The 25173-nt window shown below is 47.0% G+C and carries 27 protein-coding genes; 15 read left to right on the forward strand and 12 right to left on the reverse strand.

Annotated features, from left to right (window positions below):
* Positions 1-13: 13 nt before the first annotated feature.
* Positions 14-424 carry a VOC family protein gene (locus EV213_RS07565; RefSeq protein ID WP_133579914.1) on the forward strand — a complete coding sequence of 137 codons (411 nt, stop codon included), beginning with the start codon at positions 14-16 and terminating at the stop codon, positions 422-424.
* Positions 425-471: 47 nt separating this feature from the next.
* Here the strand turns inward: EV213_RS07565 and EV213_RS07570 are convergent, their stop codons facing one another.
* Positions 472-921, reverse strand: a complete 450-nt coding sequence (locus EV213_RS07570) for an SRPBCC family protein (RefSeq protein WP_133579915.1) — start codon at positions 919-921, stop codon at positions 472-474.
* 299 nt (positions 922-1220) lie between these two features.
* Here EV213_RS07570 and EV213_RS07575 point away from each other — a divergent pair, with 299 nt between their 5' ends.
* The 4 genes from EV213_RS07575 to EV213_RS07590 all read left to right on the forward strand — a co-directional run bounded on the left by EV213_RS07575 (position 1221) and on the right by EV213_RS07590 (position 5255).
* Complete coding sequence (locus EV213_RS07575; RefSeq protein ID WP_133579916.1) at positions 1221-2108, forward strand: helix-turn-helix transcriptional regulator; 888 nt, start codon at positions 1221-1223, stop codon at positions 2106-2108.
* A gap of 19 nt (positions 2109-2127) precedes the next feature.
* Positions 2128-2952, forward strand: a complete 825-nt coding sequence (locus EV213_RS07580) for an SDR family oxidoreductase (RefSeq protein ID WP_341770326.1) — start codon at positions 2128-2130, stop codon at positions 2950-2952.
* 495 nt (positions 2953-3447) lie between these two features.
* The gene (locus EV213_RS07585; RefSeq protein ID WP_133579917.1) at positions 3448-4428 is read left to right on the forward strand and encodes an ATP-binding cassette domain-containing protein; all 981 of its coding nucleotides are present in this window, start codon (positions 3448-3450) and stop codon (positions 4426-4428) included.
* Positions 4425-5255 (forward strand): ABC transporter permease, encoded by an 831-nt coding sequence (locus EV213_RS07590; RefSeq protein ID WP_133579918.1) that lies wholly within the window; start codon positions 4425-4427, stop codon positions 5253-5255. The genes EV213_RS07585 and EV213_RS07590 overlap by 4 nt, the downstream gene beginning before the upstream one ends.
* 339 nt (positions 5256-5594) lie before the next feature.
* Here the strand turns inward: EV213_RS07590 and EV213_RS07595 are convergent, their stop codons facing one another.
* The 4 genes from EV213_RS07595 to EV213_RS07610 all read right to left on the reverse strand — a co-directional run bounded on the left by EV213_RS07595 (position 5595) and on the right by EV213_RS07610 (position 7423).
* On the reverse strand, positions 5595-5789 hold the full coding sequence (locus EV213_RS07595) for a hypothetical protein (RefSeq protein WP_133579919.1): 195 nt from the start codon (positions 5787-5789) through the stop codon (positions 5595-5597).
* Between the two features lie 18 nt (positions 5790-5807).
* Positions 5808-6251 carry a hypothetical protein gene (locus EV213_RS07600; protein WP_133579920.1) on the reverse strand — a complete coding sequence of 148 codons (444 nt, stop codon included), beginning with the start codon at positions 6249-6251 and terminating at the stop codon, positions 5808-5810.
* A 67-nt stretch (positions 6252-6318) separates the two neighbouring features.
* Positions 6319-6711, reverse strand: coding sequence for a hypothetical protein (locus EV213_RS07605; protein WP_133579921.1), 393 nt, complete (start codon positions 6709-6711; stop codon positions 6319-6321).
* A 289-nt stretch (positions 6712-7000) separates the two neighbouring features.
* Positions 7001-7423 (reverse strand): XRE family transcriptional regulator, encoded by a 423-nt coding sequence (locus EV213_RS07610; RefSeq protein ID WP_133579922.1) that lies wholly within the window; start codon positions 7421-7423, stop codon positions 7001-7003.
* Between the two features lie 175 nt (positions 7424-7598).
* Here EV213_RS07610 and EV213_RS07615 point away from each other — a divergent pair, with 175 nt between their 5' ends.
* Positions 7599-8405 (forward strand): class I SAM-dependent methyltransferase, encoded by an 807-nt coding sequence (locus EV213_RS07615; protein WP_133579923.1) that lies wholly within the window; start codon positions 7599-7601, stop codon positions 8403-8405.
* A gap of 42 nt (positions 8406-8447) precedes the next feature.
* Here EV213_RS07615 and EV213_RS07620 read toward each other — a convergent pair whose 3' ends face one another.
* Positions 8448-10325 (reverse strand): beta-L-arabinofuranosidase domain-containing protein, encoded by a 1878-nt coding sequence (locus EV213_RS07620; protein WP_243740025.1) that lies wholly within the window; start codon positions 10323-10325, stop codon positions 8448-8450.
* Positions 10326-10459: 134 nt separating this feature from the next.
* On the opposite strand from EV213_RS07620, the gene EV213_RS07625 reads away from it, so the two are divergent.
* On the forward strand, positions 10460-11332 hold the full coding sequence (locus tag EV213_RS07625) for a helix-turn-helix transcriptional regulator (RefSeq protein ID WP_166639206.1): 873 nt from the start codon (positions 10460-10462) through the stop codon (positions 11330-11332).
* A gap of 61 nt (positions 11333-11393) precedes the next feature.
* On the opposite strand, the gene EV213_RS07630 is transcribed toward EV213_RS07625, so the two are convergent.
* The 3 genes from EV213_RS07630 to EV213_RS21055 all read right to left on the reverse strand — a co-directional run bounded on the left by EV213_RS07630 (position 11394) and on the right by EV213_RS21055 (position 12909).
* On the reverse strand, positions 11394-11852 hold the full coding sequence (locus EV213_RS07630) for a hypothetical protein (protein ID WP_133579925.1): 459 nt from the start codon (positions 11850-11852) through the stop codon (positions 11394-11396).
* An 83-nt stretch (positions 11853-11935) separates the two neighbouring features.
* Positions 11936-12487 carry an alpha/beta fold hydrolase gene (locus EV213_RS21050; RefSeq protein WP_243740026.1) on the reverse strand — a complete coding sequence of 184 codons (552 nt, stop codon included), beginning with the start codon at positions 12485-12487 and terminating at the stop codon, positions 11936-11938.
* Positions 12487-12909: a hypothetical protein gene (locus tag EV213_RS21055; RefSeq protein WP_243740027.1), complete on the reverse strand. Its 423-nt coding sequence runs from the start codon at positions 12907-12909 to the stop codon at positions 12487-12489. The genes EV213_RS21050 and EV213_RS21055 overlap by 1 nt, the downstream gene beginning before the upstream one ends.
* Positions 12910-13094: 185 nt before the next feature.
* On the opposite strand from EV213_RS21055, the gene EV213_RS07640 reads away from it, so the two are divergent.
* From EV213_RS07640 to EV213_RS07655, 4 genes are all read left to right on the forward strand, one after another.
* A complete protein-coding gene (locus EV213_RS07640) occupies positions 13095-13502 on the forward strand; it encodes a hypothetical protein (protein WP_133579926.1) in 408 nt (135 codons plus the stop codon).
* A gap of 257 nt (positions 13503-13759) precedes the next feature.
* Positions 13760-14467: an azaleucine resistance protein AzlC gene (gene azlC, locus EV213_RS07645; protein WP_133579927.1), complete on the forward strand. Its 708-nt coding sequence runs from the start codon at positions 13760-13762 to the stop codon at positions 14465-14467.
* A 7-nt stretch (positions 14468-14474) separates the two neighbouring features.
* The gene (locus EV213_RS07650) at positions 14475-14801 is read left to right on the forward strand and encodes a branched-chain amino acid transporter permease (RefSeq protein WP_133579928.1); all 327 of its coding nucleotides are present in this window, start codon (positions 14475-14477) and stop codon (positions 14799-14801) included.
* Positions 14802-15177: 376 nt separating this feature from the next.
* Positions 15178-16452, forward strand: coding sequence for an MFS transporter (locus EV213_RS07655; protein WP_133579929.1), 1275 nt, complete (start codon positions 15178-15180; stop codon positions 16450-16452).
* A 99-nt stretch (positions 16453-16551) separates the two neighbouring features.
* On the opposite strand, the gene EV213_RS07660 is transcribed toward EV213_RS07655, so the two are convergent.
* The 3 genes from EV213_RS07660 to EV213_RS07665 all read right to left on the reverse strand — a co-directional run bounded on the left by EV213_RS07660 (position 16552) and on the right by EV213_RS07665 (position 18587).
* Positions 16552-18057 carry a nitrate/nitrite transporter gene (locus EV213_RS07660; RefSeq protein WP_133579930.1) on the reverse strand — a complete coding sequence of 502 codons (1506 nt, stop codon included), beginning with the start codon at positions 18055-18057 and terminating at the stop codon, positions 16552-16554.
* An 80-nt stretch (positions 18058-18137) separates the two neighbouring features.
* Positions 18138-18311 carry a hypothetical protein gene (locus EV213_RS20685; protein WP_166639207.1) on the reverse strand — a complete coding sequence of 58 codons (174 nt, stop codon included), beginning with the start codon at positions 18309-18311 and terminating at the stop codon, positions 18138-18140.
* A 69-nt stretch (positions 18312-18380) separates the two neighbouring features.
* Complete coding sequence (locus EV213_RS07665) at positions 18381-18587, reverse strand: hypothetical protein (RefSeq protein WP_133579931.1); 207 nt, start codon at positions 18585-18587, stop codon at positions 18381-18383.
* Positions 18588-18709: 122 nt separating this feature from the next.
* Here EV213_RS07665 and EV213_RS07670 point away from each other — a divergent pair, with 122 nt between their 5' ends.
* The 4 genes from EV213_RS07670 to narI are packed head-to-tail and all read left to right on the forward strand — an operon-like array spanning position 18710 to position 25104.
* Entirely contained in the window at positions 18710-22393 is a 3684-nt protein-coding gene (locus EV213_RS07670) for a nitrate reductase subunit alpha (protein WP_133579932.1), read from the forward strand.
* Positions 22383-23855 carry a nitrate reductase subunit beta gene (gene narH / locus EV213_RS07675; protein ID WP_133579933.1) on the forward strand — a complete coding sequence of 491 codons (1473 nt, stop codon included), beginning with the start codon at positions 22383-22385 and terminating at the stop codon, positions 23853-23855. Before EV213_RS07670 ends, narH begins: the two co-directional genes overlap by 11 nt.
* Positions 23856-23874: 19 nt before the next feature.
* Positions 23875-24405: a nitrate reductase molybdenum cofactor assembly chaperone gene (narJ, locus tag EV213_RS07680; protein WP_133579934.1), complete on the forward strand. Its 531-nt coding sequence runs from the start codon at positions 23875-23877 to the stop codon at positions 24403-24405.
* A gap of 21 nt (positions 24406-24426) precedes the next feature.
* On the forward strand, positions 24427-25104 hold the full coding sequence (narI, locus tag EV213_RS07685; protein ID WP_133579935.1) for a respiratory nitrate reductase subunit gamma: 678 nt from the start codon (positions 24427-24429) through the stop codon (positions 25102-25104).
* Positions 25105-25173: the final 69 nt, after the last annotated feature.

A 25173-nucleotide genomic window follows, 5' to 3' on the forward strand; every position in this document is an offset into this window, starting at 1 on the left:
GAGTGCATGGCGAATGGCTACGGATGTATGGATCAATCTTCCTGTAGAAAACACGCAACGGTCTAAATCATTCTTTGAACAGCTTGGGTTTGATGTGTCTGTGCGAGAAGAGACGGGGCATGTGATTTTGTCGTTTGGAGAGAATAACTCATCGGTGATGCTGTTTCCACGAGAGATGTTTGAACAATTCACTGGACAAGACGCTGCCGATCCCAGGGAGGCTTCTCAAGTCTTGATTTCCATAAGTGCAGCGAGCCGGGATGAGGTCAATGAACTGGCAAGAAACGCGGAAGCCGCTGGAGGCTCCGTCTACGCGGAGCCAGCGGAAAGCCAAGGTTTTATGTACGGGTGTGGCTTTGCCGATCCAGATGGGCACCGCTGGAATGCACTCTACATGGATCCGGAACAGATGCCAAAAGCGTAAGGTTCACTCAGCCAAAATAAATACGTCGCAGATGGAGCACCGTTTCATTATTTTTCTGCAATTCTTTTTAGTTCTTTTGCACGAGAACTTAGAAAGTTTGCCATATACTTCTCCAAAAATAGTTTGTCTGCAATGATACCAATAGGACCAAAAGGTGATTTGTACTCAAATGTATCAATCATTAGTGTCCCATCCATTTTTTCTATAAATTGATGGGTGTGTGTAAATGATTTAAAAGCTCCTTTGACCATAACATCAACAAACAAAGTAGGTTTTTTCATATGTGTCACTTTTGCGGTTAGTTTTTGTTTAATACCGAAATGAGTAGCTTCCCAAGTCACCGTATCACCCTTTTCTAACAATCCTTTGAGCACCCCGCCTATCACTTTTTCTTTCGTTTTAGCCGTCGTTTTAGTATGTATATCCACATTTCTTGCTAGGTCAAAACATACATCAACAGGTGCCTTGATGATTTCCTTATGCTTGATAATTGGCATTTGTTATCTCCTTAGCAAGAAATTTTTAACTATTTCAGTATCTCGTGATCATTTCCTATAGTATAAATGAAACCTCTTGTAAATGTTTCTTCATCTAGGCTGTTCTAATTTCATCCTTTCATATAATCAATAACGCAATTTTCACCGATTCGGGGTTGGAGAGCAGGTCATAATGAGTGATGACAAACCACTCCTATGAAAAATATATCTCTCGATTTTAACCCTGACATACAGATGTCAGGGTTCTTCGTTTATGCTGTCTTTAGCGGCTAGAGGACTCTATCAAGTGGGGTGAGGACATGAAGCTGGACCGATTGCTGGGGATTACGATGGAATTGCTGACGAAGAAGCGAGTGACGGCGCCGGAGTTGGCTGCCAAGTTTGAGGTGACGGTGAGGACGATTTATCGGGACATGGAGCTGATCAACCAGTCGGGCATTGCGGTAGCTTCGATTCCTGGCAGTCAGGGCGGCTATGAGTTAATGAGCGGTTTTTTCCTGACAAAGCAGCACTTTTCACTTGAGGATTTCTCCCTCATCTATGCCGTCTTTAAAGGGATGGAGGGGGCTGTGGGCTCGGCAAGCATCAGTCCGTTGCTTAGTAAGCTTGGTGCCCTGCAGCCTGCGCTATTAAACGAGGATCGGAAGGATCGCATCATCGTTGCCATGAGCGGCTCAGAGACTGAAAAAAGCACCATTCCCATTCTTCTGCAATCGATCGACCAATCGCGAAGGGTCCGCTGTTCGTACACGGATGCGAAAGGCAAGCAATCGGAACGAACGATCGAACCGTACAACCTTCTTTGGGAGGAGGGGAAATGGTACGTCGAAAGCTACTGTTTGTCGCGGAAGGACGATCGCTTCTTCCGTGTGTCCCGAATGAATGCTGTCGAGGTGCTGGAGGAAACATTTCTTCCACGGAAAAAAGCGTTGAAATCGCATGAAGGACAGGGGATGGACATTCATCTGCGTTTTCATCAAAACGTAAAGCAGCGTGTCATTGAGCAGTTTCCAGACGAATATGAGGAGCTTGGCGATGTGATTGACGTACACACGGTCTTCTATTCTAAGGAATACGCGCTTTCCGTCGCCCTTAGCTATGGGGACGACGTCCGGATCATGGCCCCTACTGAGTTGAAAGACGAATTGCTTGAAACGATCAAACGAATGGCAAGCCTCTATTCATGAGACATAAAAGGAGAGATGGATGATGACAATCTTCGTTACAGGAGCGACAGGTACGGTTGGAAGGCATATTGTCGATCAGCTTATGGAAAAAGGGAAGGAAGTTCGGGCATTAACACGTAATCCCGATAAGGCAGGTTTTCCTATCGGTGTTGAGGTTGTCAAAGGAGATCTAATGGCTCCTGAAACCTTCAAAGAAGCGTTGCACGGGGTTGCCGCGATGTACTTACTGACATCATCAGATCAGGTAGGGAACTACTTGGAAACGAATGCCGAGGTCGTGGCCTTGGCGGAAGAGGCGGGCGTGCAAAAGGTATGCTTGTTGACGGTGTATGGCGATGGGGAGGTCGAGCAAGCGATCAAAAACAGCACGATGAAATGGACGTTTGTTCAGCCTGTCGGATTTATGTGGAACGCCGTGGATAACTGGCAGGAAGCCATTCGAAACGGCAAGCCGGTCCGTGAGCTTGATGGAGACGTTCGGGGAGCGATTATCCATGAAGCGGATATCGCTGCAGTGTTTGTGGCGACGCTTTTGGAAGAGGGCTATCATGGGCAGCTTTATACATTGACAGGACCAGAGGCGCTATCGGTCCATGACCAGTTAGACATACTCGGAAAAGCTCTCGAGACAAAGATTCCGTTTGAAACGATCAGCTTAGACGAAGCGAAAAAACGCTGGCAAGAAGAAGGCTATGATGACGAAAGCATCGAATTCTTTATTCAGATGAGCACCAACCCACCAGAGATGGGCTACACCGTCCTGTCAACTGTGGAAAACATCACAGGTCGCCCGGCCAGGACATTTGCGGATTGGGCAAGCGAAAATCATCACCTTTTTAGGTAGAAAGAGCTTGTCTGTGCTTTGTCGTGCCTGAAAAGAAACAACATTAAACGATGGAAAATTCTTTTGTATTCTTGTTCTCCCCCAAACCTTCTATTAAAAGATTAAAGCTCTGTGACGGGTTCTGTTAAGAAAATTCTTGATGCTTCACTAAATGATTTTCTGAAAAAGGGGCTTGCATCAATGTTGTATGGTGAAAATGGTATGGAGAAATGAAGAGGAGGCAGTCTATAACTGACGTAAACTCGATTAAAGGGCACGAATGAAACTTGGATAGTCAGTAAACCCAAAGGTGAATAGGCGGTCCTCCATCTGTACGAACACAGTTCCCTCCGTTAGGCAACGCTTGCTGTGAAGCCCTATGTTTATACCCTTAGTAACTTCAAGTGACGAGGATACAACCAAATGTATTCCTAGCGAGACCACTTTTAGATTAGATTGAAAAAGGCAAATAGTAATAGTAATAGGTCAGGCATAAGAAGAAAGGTGGTCGACACGATGAATCACGAAAACAAAGAGCTTGCTATTGAAGTGAAGGGGCTTGTGAAGATATTTGGCGAGAAGCGTGCTGTTGATGGCGTTGATTTATCCATCAACAAAGGCATGGTCTATGGCTTTCTCGGGCCGAATGGTGCTGGGAAAACGACGACCATTCGTATGCTGGCGACATTGCTCCGACCAGATGAAGGGGAGGTGCGCATTTTCGGGCATGATTTATTTACTGAAGCAGATGTCATCAAGCAACGCATCAGTTTGACCGGTCAGTATGCTTCGATTGACGAAGATTTAACCGGTTTTGAAAACCTCGTGATGGTTTCACGGCTCGTCGGGTATACACGACAGGAAGCAAAAGTCCGTGCCCGTGATTTGCTGCACGCGTTTGACTTGGATGACGCCTCTGCGAAACAGGTCAAAAATTACTCTGGCGGGATGCGTCGACGAATTGATATTGCCGCCAGCATTGTTGGAACGCCGGATCTGCTTTTTCTAGATGAGCCAACGACGGGTCTCGATCCACGAAGCCGCAATCAGGTGTGGGATATCATCCGTGCACTCGCCAACGTGGGAACGACCGTATTGTTAACAACGCAATACTTAGAAGAAGCTGATCGCCTCGCGGATCGGATCGCGGTCATCAATCACGGCAAAGTAATCGCTGAAGGCACGAGCAATGACTTGAAAGCTTCTATCGGAAACAATACGTTAAGTGTTCAACTAGAGAAGGAAGACAACCTAGCGCAGGCAGTTGCTATTTTGGAGCAGACGCTTCAGGTATCTGTTCATAAGCAGGACGAGACGACAGTAACAGCTCAGGTCAACGATACGTCAAGAGTCGTAGGAGCCTTGGGCGAGATCTACTCACAAAACATCGAAATTAGTGATTTCTCATTAAGCAAGCCGAGCTTGGATGAAGTGTTCCTGACCTTAACTGGAGAAACAGCAGAGCAGGAATCGGGCGTAAAGGAGGGGCAAGCATGAGTAGCAGTCAAGAGCGGTCAAAAGAGGAGCATCTGATTCACGTCATTACATCTGGGAAACGACCTGATCGGCCAAGTGCTGTGGCTTCAACGTCAACGTTTGTGACGCGCGCCTTGCTTCGAATCAAGCGGTTGCCGGAGCAGATGTTTGATGTGACGGTATTTCCGATCATTTTTCTATTAATGTTCACGTTCCTTTTTGGCGGGGCGATAGCTGGTTCAACGAGTGAATACTTGCAGTTTCTCCTCCCTGGAATACTTGTGATGACAGTGACACAGATTTCCATTTACACGGGTTTGGATTTGAACAATGACATTCGCAAGGGGATTTTCGATCGCTTTCGGACCTTGCCGATTTGGCTGCCGTCCGCACTTATCGGCGGTCTGCTCGTTGACGTGATCCGTTATTCCATCGCCTCAGCCGTCATGATTTTACTCGGTCTCTTGCTTGGATTTCGACCAGAAGGTGGTGTGATTGGCGTCCTCGCCGCTGTTGCACTGACGTTAATCTTTTCCTTTAGCCTGTCATGGATTTGGACGATGCTAGGCATCATCATGCGCTCCGACAAATCGCTTATGATGGTCAGCATGATGGTGCTGTTCCCGCTGACCTTTGTGAGTAACGTGTTCGTCGATCCGTCAACGTTGCCATCATGGCTGCAAGGCTTCGTTTCCATCAACCCGATCTCAGTTCTGGCAAATGCTGTGCGTGGCTGCATGCATGGAACGGTCACCGTGGAGCAAGTCGTTTGGGTCTTCGTCATTTCCGGGCTGTTTGTAGTGATTTTCGCCCCGCTGACGATGTTTTTGTACCGTCGGAAGCATTAGTGGAACAGGCTGAGATAGGTTTCAAACAAAAAAGGACTTCACGCCTGGTTTAGAGGGATGAAGTCCTTTTTATATGGCTTACTTACGCAACAGTTTGTCAACAAGTAGACTTGAAAACACGAAAGACAAGTAGACAGACAAAAGGAAAAAAATCATGAAAAAGAGATCGGTGAACCGATTCCAAGGGACTAGGATGGAAAGCTTACTTACTGTTTGGGTTGTAAGGTAAAAAATCACGAAGGCTGCAACAAGCTTTAATAACAATCTCAACAATAATGTAGAAAATGATTTAACCATAGAGATCACTGCTGCATCTTGAACCTTAGAAGGGCGTCTAAATTATTCTTCCTCAAACCTAACCACTCGCGAAAATGCAATGTTCCCCCAAACCCAAGACTCGAAGATCTTCTCAATATGTTTCTCTATGGCGTCCTGATCCATATCATCTGTAATCCCTAATTCTTCAAAAGTGAACATTCCTGATTTTTCTGCAGGCCCCTCTATTCGAAAAGATAAAGTCACTGTGTTTGCCATTGGTTCGCTCCTTTGCTTTTATTCTGTAACCTCAATTGTTCTTTTAGGCGTCTCCAGCTTATATTCTGAACCATCATTTACACCAACATGAGTGAATGTGACTACCGCAGATATTTCATACGTTCCCGGCTCTTTCAATGTGTAGCTCTTTTCTTCTGAAAGGGTTTCTTGCGCCTTAAGAGTTCGGTGAATCCCAATAGACGTGCTAACAATATAATTCATCGCTTTCCCGTTACTGTCCCAAATCATGTGATGGAAGATGGGCTCCCCTGTGATGATTTCAATCTCCTGATCATGATGGCTTGATAATTCAGTCACTATGGTAAACGGTTGGTTCGCTTGAACATGTTCTGGCACGGAAACCTGAATGGTGAAATCATCATGTTCATGGCTTGCCGTAACGGTTTCACCAGTTTGACACCCCGCAAGGATCAACAGCACTATGAAAAAGATCCATCTCAAACCAATCCCCCCATGATCTGAAAAAATGTACTATTATGAGAATACATGTTGTACCAATGCAATCACTCTAGAAAAGCGCGTTCACTTGTACATTCGTTTTTATATAAAATCCATCATAAAGAAAATGCGCTGACTCGTTCCCGTAAAAAAATAGAGATTCATTATCACTGCCGGAGTAGAGCGTAAACGAATTCGTTGGCTCGCTTGCAAAAGACATCTCTTTTGCGTTCAGTCGTTGGCATTGGTTGATTTGCGTGACAAGGTGATCGATCTTCTCTGGATCTTGCGTGGAATGAGTTGCTCCATTCATTGTCATCTCAACCACATTAACGTTTGTTTGGATCAGTGGCTCTCTCAGAAAGTTATTACAGGAATTCCAAAAGGTAAGGCCTCCATAAGTCAACGCGACGCCAGATACGAGCACCGTGATACAAAGGATCGGGATGATATGCTTCTTCAAGGAGGAAACCACTCCAATCAATGTCGTACGCTTGATGATTGTATTACTTTCCAATTCATTGTATCAGAAAATAATAGTAAATTTTTGTGTGTTTTCGCATATTTCCGCAAATAAATGCGTTTCTAGCACGATTTCATGCAATGCTGAACTACCGTCTGAAAAATGCTCAACAACGATAGATGATTCAGGATTAGGTCGTATGTAGGGAATGTCTTGGGGTTGTATAAGATTTTTTAAAAAGGCGTTGAAGATACATACATCAGTACTCATATACGATATTGGAGGGGTTTTAGTTACGTAGCTTATTATTAATTTGTTCAATGCTTTTTAAATTTCCACCTTCCTTATATACGTACATTGAATAAATGTCCAATATGATATCTAGTCCCTCTAAAAGTTCTTTTGTGCGTTCACTTTTTTCTTTAGAAATCCCACGATCCAAAGCAGAACTAATTGATCTATCAGACGATGATGTGATACCTTGTGTCGTAAGAAAATAGTCTTCTGGTAAGTCGAATGCTTCATTAATTTTAGTGATTTGCCCATTATACGTAGTTGGGCTTGGACTCTCAGCTTTCAAAATTAGATCTATCATTGGTCGTGAGATGCCGGTTAACTTCGACAAGGATAATTTAGAATACCCTCTTTTGCGAATAAAGGTAAGCAAATTAATAGCAATTGTTTTTTTGTGTTCAAAAAAGTTTATGCTCATAGATTTCACCACCCTTTTCTTTATAATCTAATTATATAGAATTGGTCACATAGTGTAAAAGATATTTTGCGCTAATTAAGAACTGTACTAGCATATTGGATACAAACTAAAACTCAATAGGGGGATTTGTGTTCATAGTTTTTTGATGCATAAACACTAATGGAGGTGGAGTCAGATGAAAAATGTGATTGATTATTATTCCCTTTATGACGAATGGGGCCGTTTGGATCGCGAGCCGCTAGAGTTTCTCATTAACTGGCATTACATGAAAACGAATTTGCCTTCTCATGGGCATGTGTTGGACAACGGGGCAGGGCCTGGGAAGTATTCTATGGAGTTAGCCAAGCTAGGGTATCAGGTCACGCTTTCTGATGTCACCCCGAAATTAGTTGAAACGGCGAAGGGTAAGGCAGACGATTTAGGCTTGTCGGATCATTTCAGTGGCTTTCATGTGTTGAATGCGACGAAGTTGGAAGGCTTTCCAGACGAGGAGTTTAATGCGTCTTTAATGCTCGGTCCTCTTTATCATTTGCAGACGGAAGGCGAACGAAAAAGTGCAGTAAAAGAGTTATTCCGAGTTACGAAAAAGGAAGGCATCGTGTTTGTTGCTTTTCAAAGTAGGGTGAGAATGACATTGAATTCGCTTCAGCACCCGGACCACTGGAAGCCAAATGACACAATTGATGAGATTAATGAGTTCCGCAACACGGGGACGTTTACCCATGCGGATAAGGGGCGGTTTACAGGAGCCTACTATTTCGACCTGAATGATATCGAGCCTTTTATGGAAGACCACGGCTTTGAAACTATTGACCTGATCGGTTCCTCAAGTATCGGTGGGTTGATGAGTCATGAGCAATGGCAGGTTTGGGAGGAAAAAGGGGAGACGGAGAAGTTAATGAACGTCCTGATTGACCTCGCGAACGACCGCTCTATCCTTGGGGTTTCCTCTCATTTGTTGTACATCGGCAGAAGACCGTAAAAAACCCCTCCAGACGCAATGTCTGGAGGGGCTTTACACTCATCATTCGACCCGTGGGAATTCTGCAATGCGCAACCTGGCGCAGGCGTAGGGAATAAGTGTCAGGTCTTCCTTTGGCATAGAGGTGTGTGCCGGGCTGTGAGGCAGATCCCCAGCAGAGTTGTTCTCAAGCCTCCATGACGGTACTCTTCGGCCGGTTGCTTTAAGAACGACAGGAGCAGATTCGGGTGAAAATGGCTGGCGGGCAATGTCCTTCTGCTCGGCCACCAAGCCTTGCGCCGGGTTCTCCGAATCAAGGCAAAGTCCATAATTCCAGGCAGATTCGGGGTAAATCTCCCAATCTGCGTAAGGCTCTTCGCCACGCAGCTTCTGCCAACGCTCCTGCACAGGCAAAGCGTAAACGAGCGGGCCTCTGGACACAGAGACGGCATCGTTTGCTCGCGGTTCCACGACTGGTTCCATTGGAAGCGTGAGTTGAATCACGTCCCCGTTCTGCCATGTTCTTTCGATCGTGGTGAAGCCGTCATTCAACGAAATCGGCTGGTTGCTTCCGTTGATTACTATGGAAGGATCGTGACACCACTCGGGAATACGCAGCTTTATTGGAAACGCAGCGCTATTAGCGAGATTGACTTGAATGCTGATGCGGTCATTAAAAGGATAGTCCGTATCTACGGTAAGCTTGGCGTTCACACTGTTCGCAACGGTGGTTTGAACGGTGCACGGCGCATACGACACTGCGGCAAGTCCGCCATCTCTTGTACCCATCCACAGTCGAGCAGCCAGCTTTGGCCAGCCTTGATGCATGTTGGCGGTGCAGCAGCCGAAATGCGGTTCAAGGCCAAACAGGTTTGCGTCGTCGCCGTTTTGTGTCCAAGGCCGTTTGGCGAGCGTACACATAACTTGATTCACCTGTTGGTCGTATTGATGGCTCCGCCAATCCGAGCCAATTGTTGCTGGCAACGCATTGAAGGCCACCTTTTCAAGAATATCCCCGTACACCCCTTCTCCCGACAGCCGAACAAGATGCTCAAGTGTAAACATATATTCGACAACGGCACAGAGCTCGACCCCTTGGCTCGGGTGAGTGCCGGCCAACCATTCGTCGCCTGAAAACATGCCGTGGGCTTGCCCGTGGTGCGTCATTAACGCACGAATGCCAGAGAGAGGCGCCTCACGATGCTCTTTGTCGCCGGTGTGCATGGCATACAGCATCGGTTCCTTCAAACCCATTGCAATGTTCACGACATGGACACGGTGCGTATAGGACGTTTGATATCTCCAGTAAGGGAACTTGTTAAAAATGCCAGTCCAATCAATCGTTTGTTGATGGAGAATGTCGATGAGCTGAAGCAAAGAGGCATCCTGTGTCCGTTCATAAAGCCATTGTATGCAGAGGATATTCTCTCCACCCCGGGCGACAGCCCAATCACGAAGCGGCTGCGCCTGTATGGTGTTCAGCTGGTAACGAAAATACTTTGTCATGAATGGAACAACGCGGTCATCTTGGGTCGCTTCTGCATATTGGATGAGCACCTTCAGCATGACCATTCGTGGCCACCAGTCTGTATTGGACGTTGGTCCAAACTGTCCGTTGTCTTGCTGGCTTGAGAGTGTCCATTCGATCCACGGGGTTGTTTTTTTGATCAATGCCTCATCCTGGAGCACATAGGCGAGCGGGAGAAGACCGTCAAGATAATAGGGACCTCGTTCCCAATCATCACCAGTTCCGCCAAGCCAGCCGTTGTTTGGCCCGACGTCCTCCCAAAACGTATCGAGCTGGCCAGTAAAGCCTTCAGCTTGAATCTTCAGCTGATCTCGCAGCCAACCCTCAGGCTGAATTTGACCAAGGGGGAGCTCGGTAAGCGGGGCGGCTTTGTAGCCGATGGTGGATTTTGAGGATTGCATAGAACCTTTCATCAATGAATCACTCCTTTTGTGTAAGCGAAGCTGTACTTCGCTATGCTTACTATGATTGTAGGTGTTGAAAGCGTTGACAAAAAGAGCGTTTGCGAACTAGGATGTATACAATCATAACTTATGGATGTGAGCACATGGATGAATCAAAGCTGATATTTTCGGCGCCTCCTTTTCCGTCCTATTTGTCGAATGGGCAGGATACCTATCGCCCAGGACAACGCCATATGAGCCGTGACTCTTTAGGTGTGTTTGATTTGCTTGTCGTCACAGAAGGCGCTCTGTATATCGGAGAAAGCGACCGCAAGTGGACGATCCGCTCCAACGAGGCGCTCATTTTACGCCCGGACCAGCATCATTTCGGAACAGAACCGTGTCAGGAACGAACACATTTTCATTGGCTGCACTTTTATACGAATGAACCGTGGCACATGGAACACCGACGTTCAGAGGAACCCGCGGTGCAAACACAGCTCCCCGGCATGTTTCTCATTCAGCTCCCTCAGCATATTCGGCTACCTGCGCCAGATCAGACGCTTGCGGGGTTTCGGGATTTAATTGAAATGGAGAAGCAGTCAGGGCTTGCCGCGCGCTGGACACAGCAGACGCACTTTCAGCAGATTCTTCAAAGCTTGATTCAGGACCAGATGGCACCGGACGATCCAGTGGTCAAGCTAGCAGACGCTGCGACTGCGCTATTGCGCCGCGAGTACCAAAAGCCCTTTTCCTATGAAGGTCTTGGCGAACAGCTGCATTTCCATCCGACGTATATTGCGCGCTGTGTCAAACGAGTCTATCGGTGTACGCTGTTGGACTACTTGAATGGCTATCGCATTTCCAAAGCAAAAATGTTACTTATCTCAACCAGCTTTCCCATTGCCGAGGTAGGGGAGAAAGCAGGGTTTCAAAACCGGGTCTACTTTACGCGCAGATTCAAGGAGGCAGAGGGTGTGTCGCCAAAACAATACAGAGAGAGATTCCGTCGCCGAGGAGTAAAAGGCACAGATTAGTGTGGGATTGGGTTTCGGGTGCTGAGATGGTCGCAACTTAGCACCCGAAACCCCAGGGGTCTTACAATTGTGGTGACTTGAGAAGCTTGCAGGGGAAACGAGAGGCGAATCGAGCATAGCAGCGGGAAGGGAACGTCCATTTCCGTAGAAGCTCATCAATTATCCAAAAGAACAAAGCCACAGTGGTGGCATAAAGCGATCCCCTGTCGATTTCAACACCTAAAATGGAATGCTGCACATTCATAGGGTATACAAACCCAAATAGAACGCCGAAAATCAGATGAACGCCACATGCAACGGTCCTTCGTATTGACTCCTGCAATCGTCTACCGATAAAGTCGGATAAAAATGAAACAGGTACGCCATACAAAACGATAAATGGTGCAACCCATAGGCTAATCATAAAAGACATAGACAGTAATTCTAATGGTCGTTGCCACTCACCGAAAAACAGTGCGAAAATGAACATGAGACCTAAAGGCGTTGCGAATACAGCGGTGATCAGTTTTCTTTTGAACATACCAACATCTCCTGAGGAGTAAACTTTCCTTAATTTTACCATTATTTTCTGCATTTTGTTTCTATTTCACACATCGAATGTCCCTAATGTTCATCAACCTCGTCAAGAAATTCAGCGATGACCTTTGCCAGCTCTTCTGGGTACTCTCCATTAATGGCGTGCGAGGCGTCTTCAAACAACACCATTGGGCTTAATGAATGGCTCAAATTTTCTCTTCCGGTAGCCATGGCTTCGTCGGGGTGATGCATTGTTGATTTCCCAGCTAAAATGCCAAGCACGGGGATTTGAAGACTTTGTAGATCATCTTTAGAGAGAAGCCCTGGCATAGGGGTTTTACTTTTGAACGTCCGCATGCCTGTTTCAATTAAAGCACCAACGGGTCCAGCTTCATTGACTTCGGCCCCACCAGAGATATAGCTAAGCACCTCCTCGTGAATGGACGTTGGGATAAAGGGGATTGATGCCGGAATGGACGCGAGTATCATTGTGAAGGGAATGCTATCAAACACGTACACGGGGTCGACGAGGACGAGCGAAGCGATCTTGTCTTGCTGATGCAAGGCGAGATTAGCCGCATTCCAACCGCCAAACGATAGGCCCAACACATGCAGTTGCTCGTGAGGAAGCTGCATCATTACCTCATGTAGCCAAATGGCCTCGTCTCCATTCGTTTTTCAACAGTGCTCAGTCCAGGCTCACCAAGCAAGTCTATCGTGTAAACGGGGCGCTCCTTCATTAGGTCGGCAAGGTTGCTTTCCCACATCGGTGTTGAGGCAGATTTGCCAGGCAGCAAAAGCAAAGGAGTCTTCGTTGACTCTACATCGCCAAAGCCATACATCTGGACGACACCAAAGGTCGTTTCAATACGCTGTTGGGTATGTGGTTCTGGCAGCTCGTTCATCGCCGAAGCATACACTTCTTTGAATTCGGTCTCCGCTTCGTCTGATAAAAACCGACTGAGTGTCCCGTCGTCTCTAAAAAGGAAGCCGACAAGGATGACGCCCCCAGCCGAAATCAATGCTAAAATCCCCAAGCGTTTAACCCATTTTCGTTTCAATAAAATCAACTCCTTACCTCTACATTAAGTGATGACGTAACGTCACCTGCAAGGAGAAGATTATGAAACTGATAAACCATCCTATCCATCGTTTCTATCCTATGAAATCCGTGATAGTCTTAGAGCAAGAAGTTTCATAGAAATGCCTATCCTAAAGGACAAGGCAAAAAAAGTAGGGGGAAAAGATGGAGAAACTGTGGAGTATTCGTTTGATTCGTTTTTCAACGTTTTTCGGATTGTTTGGCACCTTTTTAGGGGCACAAATGGCAGGTAGCATGGACTATGCCCTACGCCCAGTTCATGCGCATATTTTATTGGTCGGCTGGTTGTCTGTATTTGCTTGGGGCATTTTCTACAAAGTGTATACGGTTAAATACAAAAGGCTTGTCACCATTCATAGCATCACAGCGATGATCGGCGCCTTCGGTTTAACCGCAGGAATGTGGCTCTACAATTTGAATCCATTCAATTGGAATGACACGCTTGTGCTCATCCTCTTTATCGTCGGAGGATTCATCCTTCTGATCTCCTTCTTCTTGTTTATGATCGTCACCTTTATGACGACAAATGAGGCGGAAAAGGAAGCGAATTAAAACGGGGTTTGAACACCTAATTTGTCAGTTAAAAAAACCGAACAATTCAATTGAAATTGTTCGGTTTATTAGTGATTCTCTTGTAACACTTCGCTTAAATTTCATCCATTCTTTATTTAGGGGTATGAATATTCTTTAGCGATAAAGTGTTAATGGATCGCTTTCTAAAAATAACCTTTAGCGTAAGTTTTCTGCGTTTTGATCTGTGACCCCCTATATGTTATAAATACATACATGTGAAACAAGGATGGGGTTAAATGTCTAATAGAGAAACAATAAGTATGGCATGTAAATCTGCATTCCCAAGTACGCTGCCTATCTTAGCTGGGTTTACCTTTTTAGGTATAGCTTATGGCATCTTTATGAATGCCTTAGGTTTTGAACCGATTTATGCCATCCTCATGAGTTTGATTATCTTCGCTGGTTCAATGGAATTTGTAGCTGCCAACTTATTAATGGTTGCATTTAATCCTCTAAATGCTCTATTCCTAACTTTAATGCTCAATGCAAGACATGTATTCTATGGGTTATCAATGTTAGAAACATATAAAGGAACAGGTAAAAAAAAGATCTATTTGATTTTCGGGCTATGCGATGAATCCTTCGCTATCAATAGTTCAGCAAACATTCCTTCGCATGTAGACAGAGGCTGGTTTATGTTTTTTGTAACTTTGCTAAACCATTCATATTGGGTGATTGGTGCAACCATTGGTAGTTTATTCGGGTCTATGCTAACTATAAACACTGAAGGATTAGAGTTTGTTATGACGGCTCTTTTCCTAGTTATATTTCTTGATCAGTGGACAAAAGAAAAAAAACCCTTTAGTTCACTCACGGGTTTGTGCGTGTCTTTTGTGGCATTACTATTGTTTGGTGCTGAACGATTTATTATTCCAGCCATGATACTTATTTTGTTTGTTCTTACTATAAAGCGCAAACCGCAAGAGAAAAGCACAGAGTGGTGAATGAATAGTGACGATCTTAGAAGAGTTAATTATCATTGGTCTTGTTGTGGTCGGAACGATGGCTACTCGGTTTTTACCTTTCATTATTTTTACAGAGGATAAACCTACTCCACCCTATGTGAAGTATCTAGGAAAAGTCTTACCTCCTGCCGTATTTGGATTGTTAGTTGTTTATTCGCTAAGGAATATTAATTTCTACGCGGGGAGTCAAGGGGTGCCTGAAATGATTGCGACATTATTAGTAATTGGGCTACATTTGTGGAAAAAGAATATGCTTCTTTCAATAGCGGGAGGAACCATTTTTTATATGATCTTAGTTCAAATGATTTTTTAGGTGCGTATTTTATAAACAAAGCGTGTTCAAAGGAAATTTATGATAGGAACACGATATGCCTGTGTGAGTTGATCGGTCGGTCCTCTCATGTTGTCACCTCCATAAAAACTTTAGACACTTTGATACCGCTTTTCAGAGGGCGTCTTAGAGTCGCAGTCATTATTTTCATCAACATCTATCACAACGGAGATTATTAAGCATTTTTAGAAAAATATTGTCATTTATACAAGGGATTGGCATGACGTTAAGCGAAAAGAGTACAGAACTGCGTTCAGAGAATGTGGCAGTTCTGTTTTTTATGTCGTGTCGAATGAATGTGAAAAAAGTAGGATTTTGGCTAACATAGATTAAGCTGTATGAGAGGGGGCTAAAGCACATGGGATTGAACATAAACAAAAAGACGACATCTGGGGGCTCTCGGTATCGGCGTATATTTCAGAATAGTCCATTAATGTGGCTGTGGGGAGCACAGTCAATTGCGACGATCGGGGATACTTTTTTTAACTTGTCCGTCATGTGGGTGATTTACCAACAGAGCGGCTCTGCTTTGCAAACTGCGCTTGTGGGTGTGGTTTGGCATGTGTCTGATATTATTTTCGGGCCAATTGCTGGTGTGTACGCGGATCGCTGGAGTCGAAAAAAGATCATGGTCGTGACCAACTTCCTCCTTGCTATCGTCGTTGCCATTTTTGCTGTTGTGATTTATGCCATGGGGTATCTTTCGCCAGTGGTCACCTACGTCGCTGTGTTTGTGATCAATTGCCTTACCTCGTTTATGAGGCCCGCACGCAGTGCCATCATGCCTTCAATCATTGGCAAGGAATTGCTTATTACGGCACAGGGCTTTTTCTCGACGGTCCAACAAGGCATCGCATTGCTTGCGAATGCGGCAGCCGGTATTGTTATCGCCTTCACAGGGGTCGTGTGGGCCATTGCCGGGAATGCCTTTACCTTTTTCGGTGCGGCGTTATGCATTCTAGCGGCAAAGCTTCCGGCACAGGCGAAGGCAGTCGCACCACCATCAGGGAAACCGATGCGTCTGGCACTGTTTAAAGAGTTGGGGGACGGGTGGCGTGTGATCTCGGAAAGACCGCTCATCAAATCAATGGTGTGGATCAATTTACTCATCAACGTCGTCACCTTTACGGGGCCACTCTATCCTGTCCTTGTAAGCGAGCAGCTTGACGCGGGTCCCGCAGCGTATGGGATTATCCAAGCGGCAGGGGTCGTAGGAGCCATGCTGGCAGGAATTCTTTGTGGAGTCATTGAACGTCGCTTTGGGGCAGGGAAAATCCTTGCCTTTGGGTGGTTTTTCGCGAGCCTCGCCTTGATCGGTATGGCCTTTTCCACATCGGTTTCAGTCACTGCAGTTTTGCAGGGGGTTTTGATGCTTTCCGTGATCATCGGAAATATTTCAATGGGAGCGGTTGAGGTGGCATTAATCCCGGAAGATTTCCGCGGAAGGGTCGTGGGAGTCATTTCTGCGATTTCAGTGCTGGCGATTCCCTTCAGTACGTTCATTGGTGGGTTGCTAGCAGATATTGTCGGTGTGGTTCCCCTCTTTGTCACCGCCGGCATTTGGGTGTTCGGCATCGCCTGTTATTCTTCGTTAAATCCACATATCCGCAATGCGAGGATCACGGAGGAGTGAGGAGTTTTAGGGAGAATTGGGGCTGCCCGGGAAGTCATTAAGATGACTTTTGGGACAGCCCTTCAATTCAATTCCAACTCATGAAGCAGCCCATGTTCCTTACTTCGTTGCGACCAATCGACTTACATCATTAAACACCCCGACATAGCTTTTCGTTTCCCCTGCGTGATTCTTCATCGGACTAATCGTCAGTAATCCTTGATAAATCTCCCCATTTTTACGCTTGTTCCAAATTTCCCCTTCCCAAAAGCCATCCTCTTCAATCGAGCGCCACATGGCTTCATAGAACGCAATGTTATGCCGTCCCGATTGGAGGATTGTTGGTGTTTTGCCTTTGACTTCCTCACTGGAATACCCCGTAATTCGGGTAAATGAAGGATTGATCTGCTGGATCACTAACTGCTTGTTCGTCACCATAATGCCTTCAGCTGTGCCATCAATAATCTTGCTGCTGAGGTCGACCTGCTCCCGGTAGTACAGGAAAATGACAATGACGAAGCTGACGATGGCGAACTCCGACAGCAGCATAAAAGCAATTGCATGATGCCCCGTGAACGATGCGACAGAAGTCAGTAGCAAAGGCGGGAAAAATCCACCTAAACCACCCATTGCCGATACAATGCCGTTCACAATACCGGCCTGCTTATTGAAATATAGCGGCACAAGCTTGAAGATCGTTCCGTTGCCAACCCCGACAGTGAATGCCACCGCAAGCGCCCCGACGGTATACCAAGGCAGTGAGGGCGAAAAGGACAAGAGAATGCCGCATAATGCCACACCGATAAAAACGATCATTAAAAGGATGTAAGGATTGTATCGATCGGCTAACCAACCACCGATTGGACGAAAGGCCGTTGCGATGGCAATAAAGATGGCTGTGCGAATGCCCGCGTCGACTGGCCCCAAGCCAAACTGATCGACCAATAGACTTGGCAGGAAGACAGTGAATGCCACGAATGCACCAAACGTAATGAAATAAAAGAGGCTAATCATCCAAAGAATTGGGTTCCGATACACAGCCCCCATTTGCTTAATCATGGATTGTTTTACTTTCGTTTCCTGCCTGTCGCCGAAAAGAAACGTCAAAAGCGCATAGGCGAGTAGGATGAACAAAGTCAGACGGATGGTGCTTTGCCAGCCGATAGAGCTCGCGATGATTGGTGCCCCAAACATAGTCAAGGCTGTTCCGATATTGCCGATGCCATAAATCCCGTTAATAAAGCCGTGCTTTTCCTTCGGGTAGTATTTCGGTAGAGACGTGACGCCAATGGAGAAAGTCGCGCCACCAACACCTAGGAGAAGACCGCCAACAATTAAATCGAAAAAGCTGTCAGCTGAACTAAGGGCAAGAACAGGCACTAACAGAATGATAAAGCTGATCAAGAAGGTGAAGCGAGCCCCGATGCGATCCGTATAAAAGCCGAACGGGATGCGTAGCACCGAACCTAAGACAACAGGAACGGCTGTGACAAGGGAGGCCTGACCAGCAGTCAAGGCAATGTCTTCACGAATGTAAGGCATCAAGGAAGAGAGCAATACCCAAATCATGAAGCCGATGACAAGACTGGACGTTTGCAGGGAGAGCTGAAACGTCGATTTTTTCATGTGATCGTTCCTTTCTATTGCAGTGATATGTGTATGGACATGATTTTAAATTGTTGTTAGTACTTTGTCTGTGAAAAATATCACAGGCTTTTGAGAAACGCTCGCTTTCGTCGTTGCTTTGCCTCATTCGGATGCTCATTGCCCGTAAGGCAACTCCGCTCCTCACTCGGCTTCGCGCCTCGAAAGACAAGCGTTTTCAATGCGCCTGGGGTTGGCTTTCGGGGAACGTTCGCTTTCGTTGTTGCTCGCCTCATTCGGATGCTCATTGCCCGTAAGGCAACTCCGCTCCTCGCTCGGCTTCGCGCCTCGAAAGGCAAACGATTTCAATGCGCCTGGGTTCGGGCTTTTGAGAAACGCTCGCTTTCTTTGTTGCTCGCTTCGTTCGGATGCTCATTGCCCGTGCGGCAACTCCGCTCCTCTCTCGGCTTCGCGCCTTGAAAGACAAACGTTTTCAATGCGCCTGGGGTTGGCTTTTGGGAAACGCTCGCTTTCGTCGTTAGCATTTCCTTGTTCATATGCTCATTGCCCATGTGCCAGTTATGCTTCACTCGAGGCCAGACTATTTTTTTTATTAGAAGTGTGATGTTTTTCACAACCTTGTTTTTTAATTGGTGGTTCAATGAACGTAAGAACTTCGTTTGGAGGGATTACGATGAAAAAGAAACCGTCACCGCTATGGCAACGATTGAATTATCTTAAGCCAATTGAAAAATATGCGAAGAACCATAGTCAATTACAGGATGGAAATCGGGATTGGGAAAATGTGTATCGGAATAGATGGCAGCATGACAAGGTGATCCGTTCCACGCATGGCGTCAACTGTACGGGATCATGCAGCTGGAACATCTATGTGAAGAATGGCATTGTCTCTTGGGAAGGGCAGCAGCTGGATTACCCGACGACTGGGCCGGATATGCCGGAATTTGAACCGCGGGGCTGTCCGCGTGGAGCGAGCTTCTCTTGGTATATCTACAGTCCGCTACGCGTCAAATATCCTTATGTGCGGAAGAAACTTCTCCTTCTCTGGAGGGAGGCGCTGGCAACTCATTCAAACCCAGTGGAGGCATGGGCGTCGATTGTGGAGGACAAGGAAAAGGCAAATTCCTACAAGCAAGCGCGCGGCAAGGGTGGTCTAGTCCGAGGAACTTGGGAGGAGGTCACAAAGCTCATTTCAGCCTCCGTTCTGTATACGATCAAAAAATACGGCCCTGACCGAAACGTTGGTTTCTCACCAATTCCGGCGATGAGTATGATCAGCCATGCGGCCGGCAGCCGGTTCATGTCGTTAATCGGTGGACCGATGCTGAGCTTTTACGATTGGTATGCGGATCTGCCGCCAGCTTCTCCGCAAATCTGGGGCGACCAAACGGACGTACCGGAGTCCTCTGATTGGTTCAATTCAGGCTATATCATGACGTGGGGATCGAATGTCCCTCTTACGCGTACACCGGACGCGCATTTTCTAGCCGAAGCCCGCTACAAAGGCACGAAGGTCGTTTCTGTCAGTCCTGATTATGCCGAGTCAACCAAGTTCTCTGATGACTGGATGTCTGTTCGACAAGGCACGGATGGTGCGGTGGCGATGGCGATGGGGCATGTCATTCTGAGCGAGTTTTACAACAAAAAGCGCACGCCTTATTTTGAGGATTACGCAAAGCGTTACACGGACTTTCCATTTGCCGTCAAGCTAAAGAAAACGGGGGATACGTTCACAGCTGATCGCTTTCTACACGCCAAGGACTTGGGCGTCCAAACGGAAAATGATGAGTGGAAACCAGCAATGTACAACAAGCACAATAACGGCTTCTCTATTCCTCATGGCACGATGGGCTCTCGCTGGGATGATAAAGGAAAGTGGAACTTGAAGATGGTCGATGAGGAAACGGGAGGACCGATTGAACCAGTACTCAGCTTTTTAGGTCGAGAGGACGAAGTGGTGCACGTCAGCATGCCGTACTTTGAGGCGGAAGAAAACAAAGCTGTCCCACGTGCGATTCCGGTGAAAAAGCTGAAATTGAATGGCGAAACCGTCTACGTGGCTACCGTCTACGATTTAATGCTCGGAAATTACGGTGTCGACCGTGGCATTGGTGGCGCAGTCGCAAAAACATACGATGATATCGCGCCTTTCTCACCTGCGTGGCAAGAAGGCATTACGGGCGTGGATCGCAACCTTGTCATCAAAATTGCTAGGGAATTCGCCCAAAATGCCGTCGATACGAACGGGAAATCAATGATCATCGTCGGGGCGGGCATCAACCACTGGTTCAACTCGGATACCATCTACCGTGCGGTTGTGAACCTTGTCCTGATGGTCGGGGCTCAAGGCGTGAACGGTGGAGGCTGGGCGCATTATGTCGGACAGGAAAAGCTTCGCCCAGCAGAAGGGTGGAGCACAATTGCGACCGCAAAGGATTGGGGAGGACCTCCAAAGCTGCAAAACGGCACATCCTTCTTTTATTTCGCAACAGATCAGTGGCGTTTCGAGGAGACACCAGTTAGTCAATTGACTGCCGCAACCGCTGATGGCGCACGTTACGATCATCACGGGGATTACAATGTGCTGGCCGCCCGGCTTGGCTGGCTGCCGTCTTATCCGACATTCAATCGAAACAACATCGAGCTCTATGAGGAAGCCGTGGCGAAAGGACATCGGACAACGGAGGAAATCGGAGCCTATATTGCGGCGCAGCTAGAGGAAAGAAAGCTGCAGTTCGCCATTGAGGACCCGGACAATCCCGTGAACTTCCCGCGGACGCTGTTTGTATGGCGAGCAAACTTAATCTCCAGCTCAGGAAAAGGGCATGAATACTTCTTGAAGCATTTGCTCGGAACGTCACACGGATTGCTCAATACAGATGAGGATAGCCTGCGACCAGAGGAAATTAAATGGCGAGACGAAGCACCAGAAGGCAAACTGGACCTTTTGGTCAATCTCGACTTTCGGATGGCTGGAACAGCGTTGTATTCCGATGTCATTCTGCCAGCTTCAACTTGGTATGAAAAGCATGATTTATCGAGTACGGACATGCACCCTTTTGTGCATCCTTTCAACCCAGCGATTGCTTCTCCATGGGAAGCCAGATCGGATTGGGACATCTTTTCTACCCTTGCCAAAGGCGTTCAGGACATGGCGAAGGAGCTCGATCTAGATGCGGTCAAGGAAGTGGTCGCCACGCCGCTGAATCATGACACCCCCGCTGAAATGGCACAGCCGTTTGGCGAGATCAAGGACTGGTCCAGAGGAGAATGCGAGCCAATTCCAGGCAAAACAATGCCGCAAATTCATGTCGTAGAGCGAGATTACAAAGAAGTGTACGACAAGATGGTCGCGCTTGGGCCAAATGTTGGCACGAAGCCCTATGGTGGCAAGGGCATTAGCTGGAAAATGGAGCACGAATACGATCAGGTCAAGCATGTGCTTGGAACGATTAAAAATGGCAGTGTGGCCGATGGCTGCGCCGATATCAGGGATGCGCGCGCTGCATGTGAAGCGGTTCTGATGCTTTCCTCGACGACAAACGGAAGGGTCGCTGTGAAGGCTTGGGAGGCGCTGGAGGAGAAGACGAGCCTGGAATTGAAGGATTTGGCGCAAGAGAGAGAAGAGGAGCTGATTACGTTTGATCAAATTACAGCTCAGCCGAAAACCGTCATCACTTCGCCTGCGTTTAGTGGCTCCGAAAAGGGAGGCCGTCGCTACTCACCGTTTACAACCAACATTGAGAAATTAATCCCATTTCGTACGATTACGGGGCGTCAATCGTATTTCCTTGATCACGAAATGATGAAGGAATTCGGTGAATCGTTCGCCGTCTTTAAACCCATCTTGAACCATAAGCCATTCCGGAGACAGCGACCGGACATTGAAGGCAAAGAGATTACGCTCAATTATTTAACGCCACATAACAAGTGGTCCATCCATAGCATGTATTTTGACGCCCAACCGATGCTGACGCTTTTCCGTGGCGGCCCAACCGTGTGGATGAATAAAGATGATGCCGCCGAGGTCGATGTCGAGGACAATGATTGGATCGAATGCTTCAATCAAAACGGGGTCGTCGTCGCTCGGGCAGTCGTTTCGCACCGGATTCCCCGTTCAATGGCGTTCATGCATCACGCACAGGATCGGCATATCCATGTCCCGGGGACGAAGCTAACGAAAAATCGTGGGGGTACGCATAACAGTCCGACGCGAATTCACGTGAAGCCAACACATATGATTGGCGGCTATGCGCAGCTGAGCTATGGCTTTAACTACTACGGGCCAACCGGAAACCAACGAGATTTGAACGTCATCATCAGAAAGCTGAAGGAGGTTGATTGGCTTGAAGATTAAAGCGCAAGTCGGCATGGTGATGAACCTGGACAAATGCATCGGTTGTCACACATGCAGTGTTACGTGTAAAAATACGTGGACGAATCGCCCAGGTGCGGAGTATATGTACTTTAATAATGTGGAAACCAAACCGGGGATCGGGTACCCGAAGCAATGGGAAGATCAGGAGAAGTACAAAGGGGGATGGGAGCTAAAAGGCGACGAGTTGCGTTTGAAATCGGGATCAAAGACAAATCGTTTGCTGAATTTGTTCCACAACCCTGATTTGCCAGAGCTGGATGATTATTATGAACCATGGACGTATGACTATGAAACATTGACGACGAGCAAGGAGCGAAAACACCAGTCTGTTGCCCGTGCCAAGTCAACGATCACTGGCGAATTCATGGACTTGGAATGGGGGCCAAACTGGGAGGATGACTTGGCTGGCGGACACGTGACGGGTTTGCGTGATCCAAACGTCCTCAAGATGGAGGAATCGATTAAGACGGAGTTCGAGGATGTGTTTATGATGTACTTGCCGCGAATTTGTGAGCATTGCATCAATCCATCCTGTGTGTCGTCCTGTCCTTCAGGCGCAATGTATAAGCGTGATGAAGATGGCATTGTCCTTGTCGATCAGAACGCCTGTCGTGCATGGCGCCACTGTGTCTCTTCTTGTCCTTATAAAAAAGTGTACTTCAATTGGCAGACGAACAAAGCAGAAAAATGCACGATGTGTTTTCCGCGCATTGAGAACGGCCAACCGACAATTTGTTCCGAAACGTGCGTAGGCAGAATTCGTTATATCGGCGTGATGCTCTATGATGCAGATCGGGTGCTAGAAGCGGCCTCTGCGACGGATGAGAAGGACCTTTATCATACACAGCTTGGCATTTTCCTTGATCCAAACGATCCGAAGGTCATTCAGCAGGCGAAGGAGGACGGGATTCCAATGGATTGGATTGAAGCGGCCCAGCAATCACCTCTCTACAAGATGATCATTGATTGGAAGATTGCCTTGCCGCTCCATCCGGAATACCGAACGATGCCGATGGTGTGGTATATCCCGCCACTTAGTCCGGTCATGAACATGATCGAGGGCAAAGGCAGCTCCGCCGATACAGCCGATATTTTCCCGGCGATTGATCAGATGCGGATTCCGATTGAATACCTCGCGAATTTGCTGACGGCAGGAGATACGGATCATATCCGCTCAGTGCTGAAAAAAATGGCGGTCATGCGGAGCTATATGCGGGCCGATACGATTGGAAAAGCATTTGATACAACCTTGCTAAAGGATCTCTCTTTAACGGAGGATGACATTCGGGAGATGTACCGACTGCTCGCCATCGCTAAATACAAAGATCGGTTTGTCATTCCACATAGCCATAAAGAAGAAGTGACTGATTTATACGCGATGCAAGGCAGCTGTGGTCTTGACTTTGCGGGTGGTCCTGGTGGCTGTGGCGTCTTGAAATAAAGGAAAGGGGGAGATGTAGATGCATATGACGTTCCAGATGATGTCCTATCTTTTGCGTTATCCAGATGAAGATCTGCAAGCTGCTCTACCGGACATTCGCGATTTTTGCACGAGAATGAAGGAAGAAAGCGTCCAAGACAGCCTATTGACGTTCCTAGACGAAGTGGAAAAACGCGACTTAGATCAGTTAACAGATCATTATATTGGGCATTTTGATTTCGGTCGGTTAACAAATTTATATGTCACGTATCTCAAGCTTGGGGAGCAACGGGAGCGGGGGGTGGAGCTGCTGAAGCTGAAGATGATGTATGAAGAAAACGGCTTTTCCCTGACAGAGAAAGATTTGCCGGATTATCTGCCCCTCATGCTTGAATTTTGTGCTCATGCCCCGGAAAAAGCACGCACGGAGCTGCTGCAAATGCACGGAAATGCCATTGACGAGATTCGCAACAAACTTGCTGAACAAAGCAGCTATTATGCCGTGTTACTGGATGCATTGTTTCATTTAATGGAGGCGCAAGGTGTGGAGATCGAACGGCAGGTCAGTTGATAGAAATGGAGAGGAACAGCTATGGAAACACTATTGTGGGGTGTGTTCCCGTACATCGTAGCAACGATCTTTATAGGAGGCCATCTTTATCGCTACCAGAAGGATCAAATGGGATGGACGACAAAATCGAGTGAATTATTGGAGAAACGTAGACTAAGAGTCGGCTCACTGCTTTTCCATTGGGGGTTAATGGTCGTATTTGGCGGTCATGTCATGGGTCTGCTCATACCGATTGGAGTGTATGAATCTTTAGGTGTGTCTGAGCATACGTACCACCTCATGGCGATCATCTTCGGATTGCCAGCGGGAATTGCAACAATCATCGGTGTGGCACTGTTGACGTATAGAAGATTTAGTGTCAAGCGATTACGGGCCACATCAACGCCATCGGATTGGGTCACGTTGATCCTGTTGCTGCTCGTTATCGGTACGGGTCTGCTCGCGACAACGTTCAATGTCGATTCACACGGCTTTGATTATCGGACGACAATTGCCCCGTGGCTGCGCGGCTTGTTTATCTTCCGTGTTGACCCGTCGTTGATGGCAACTGTACCGATTTGGTTCAAGATTCATATTTTCATGACTTTCGTTTTGTATAGTGCCTGGCCGTTTACGAGATTGGTGCATGCGTTTAGCTTCCCGATCCATTACCTGTCAAGAAGCTATGTGATTTATAAGCGGAAAGCGGATGTAAGGTAGAGGTCGGCAGAAATTGATGAACGGAGCGTACCGAGGAGAAGTCCTGCGGTACGCTTTTTCGTGAAGCGA

Source organism: Aureibacillus halotolerans (genome assembly GCF_004363045.1).
GTDB lineage: Bacteria > Bacillota > Bacilli > Bacillales > DSM-28697 > Aureibacillus > Aureibacillus halotolerans.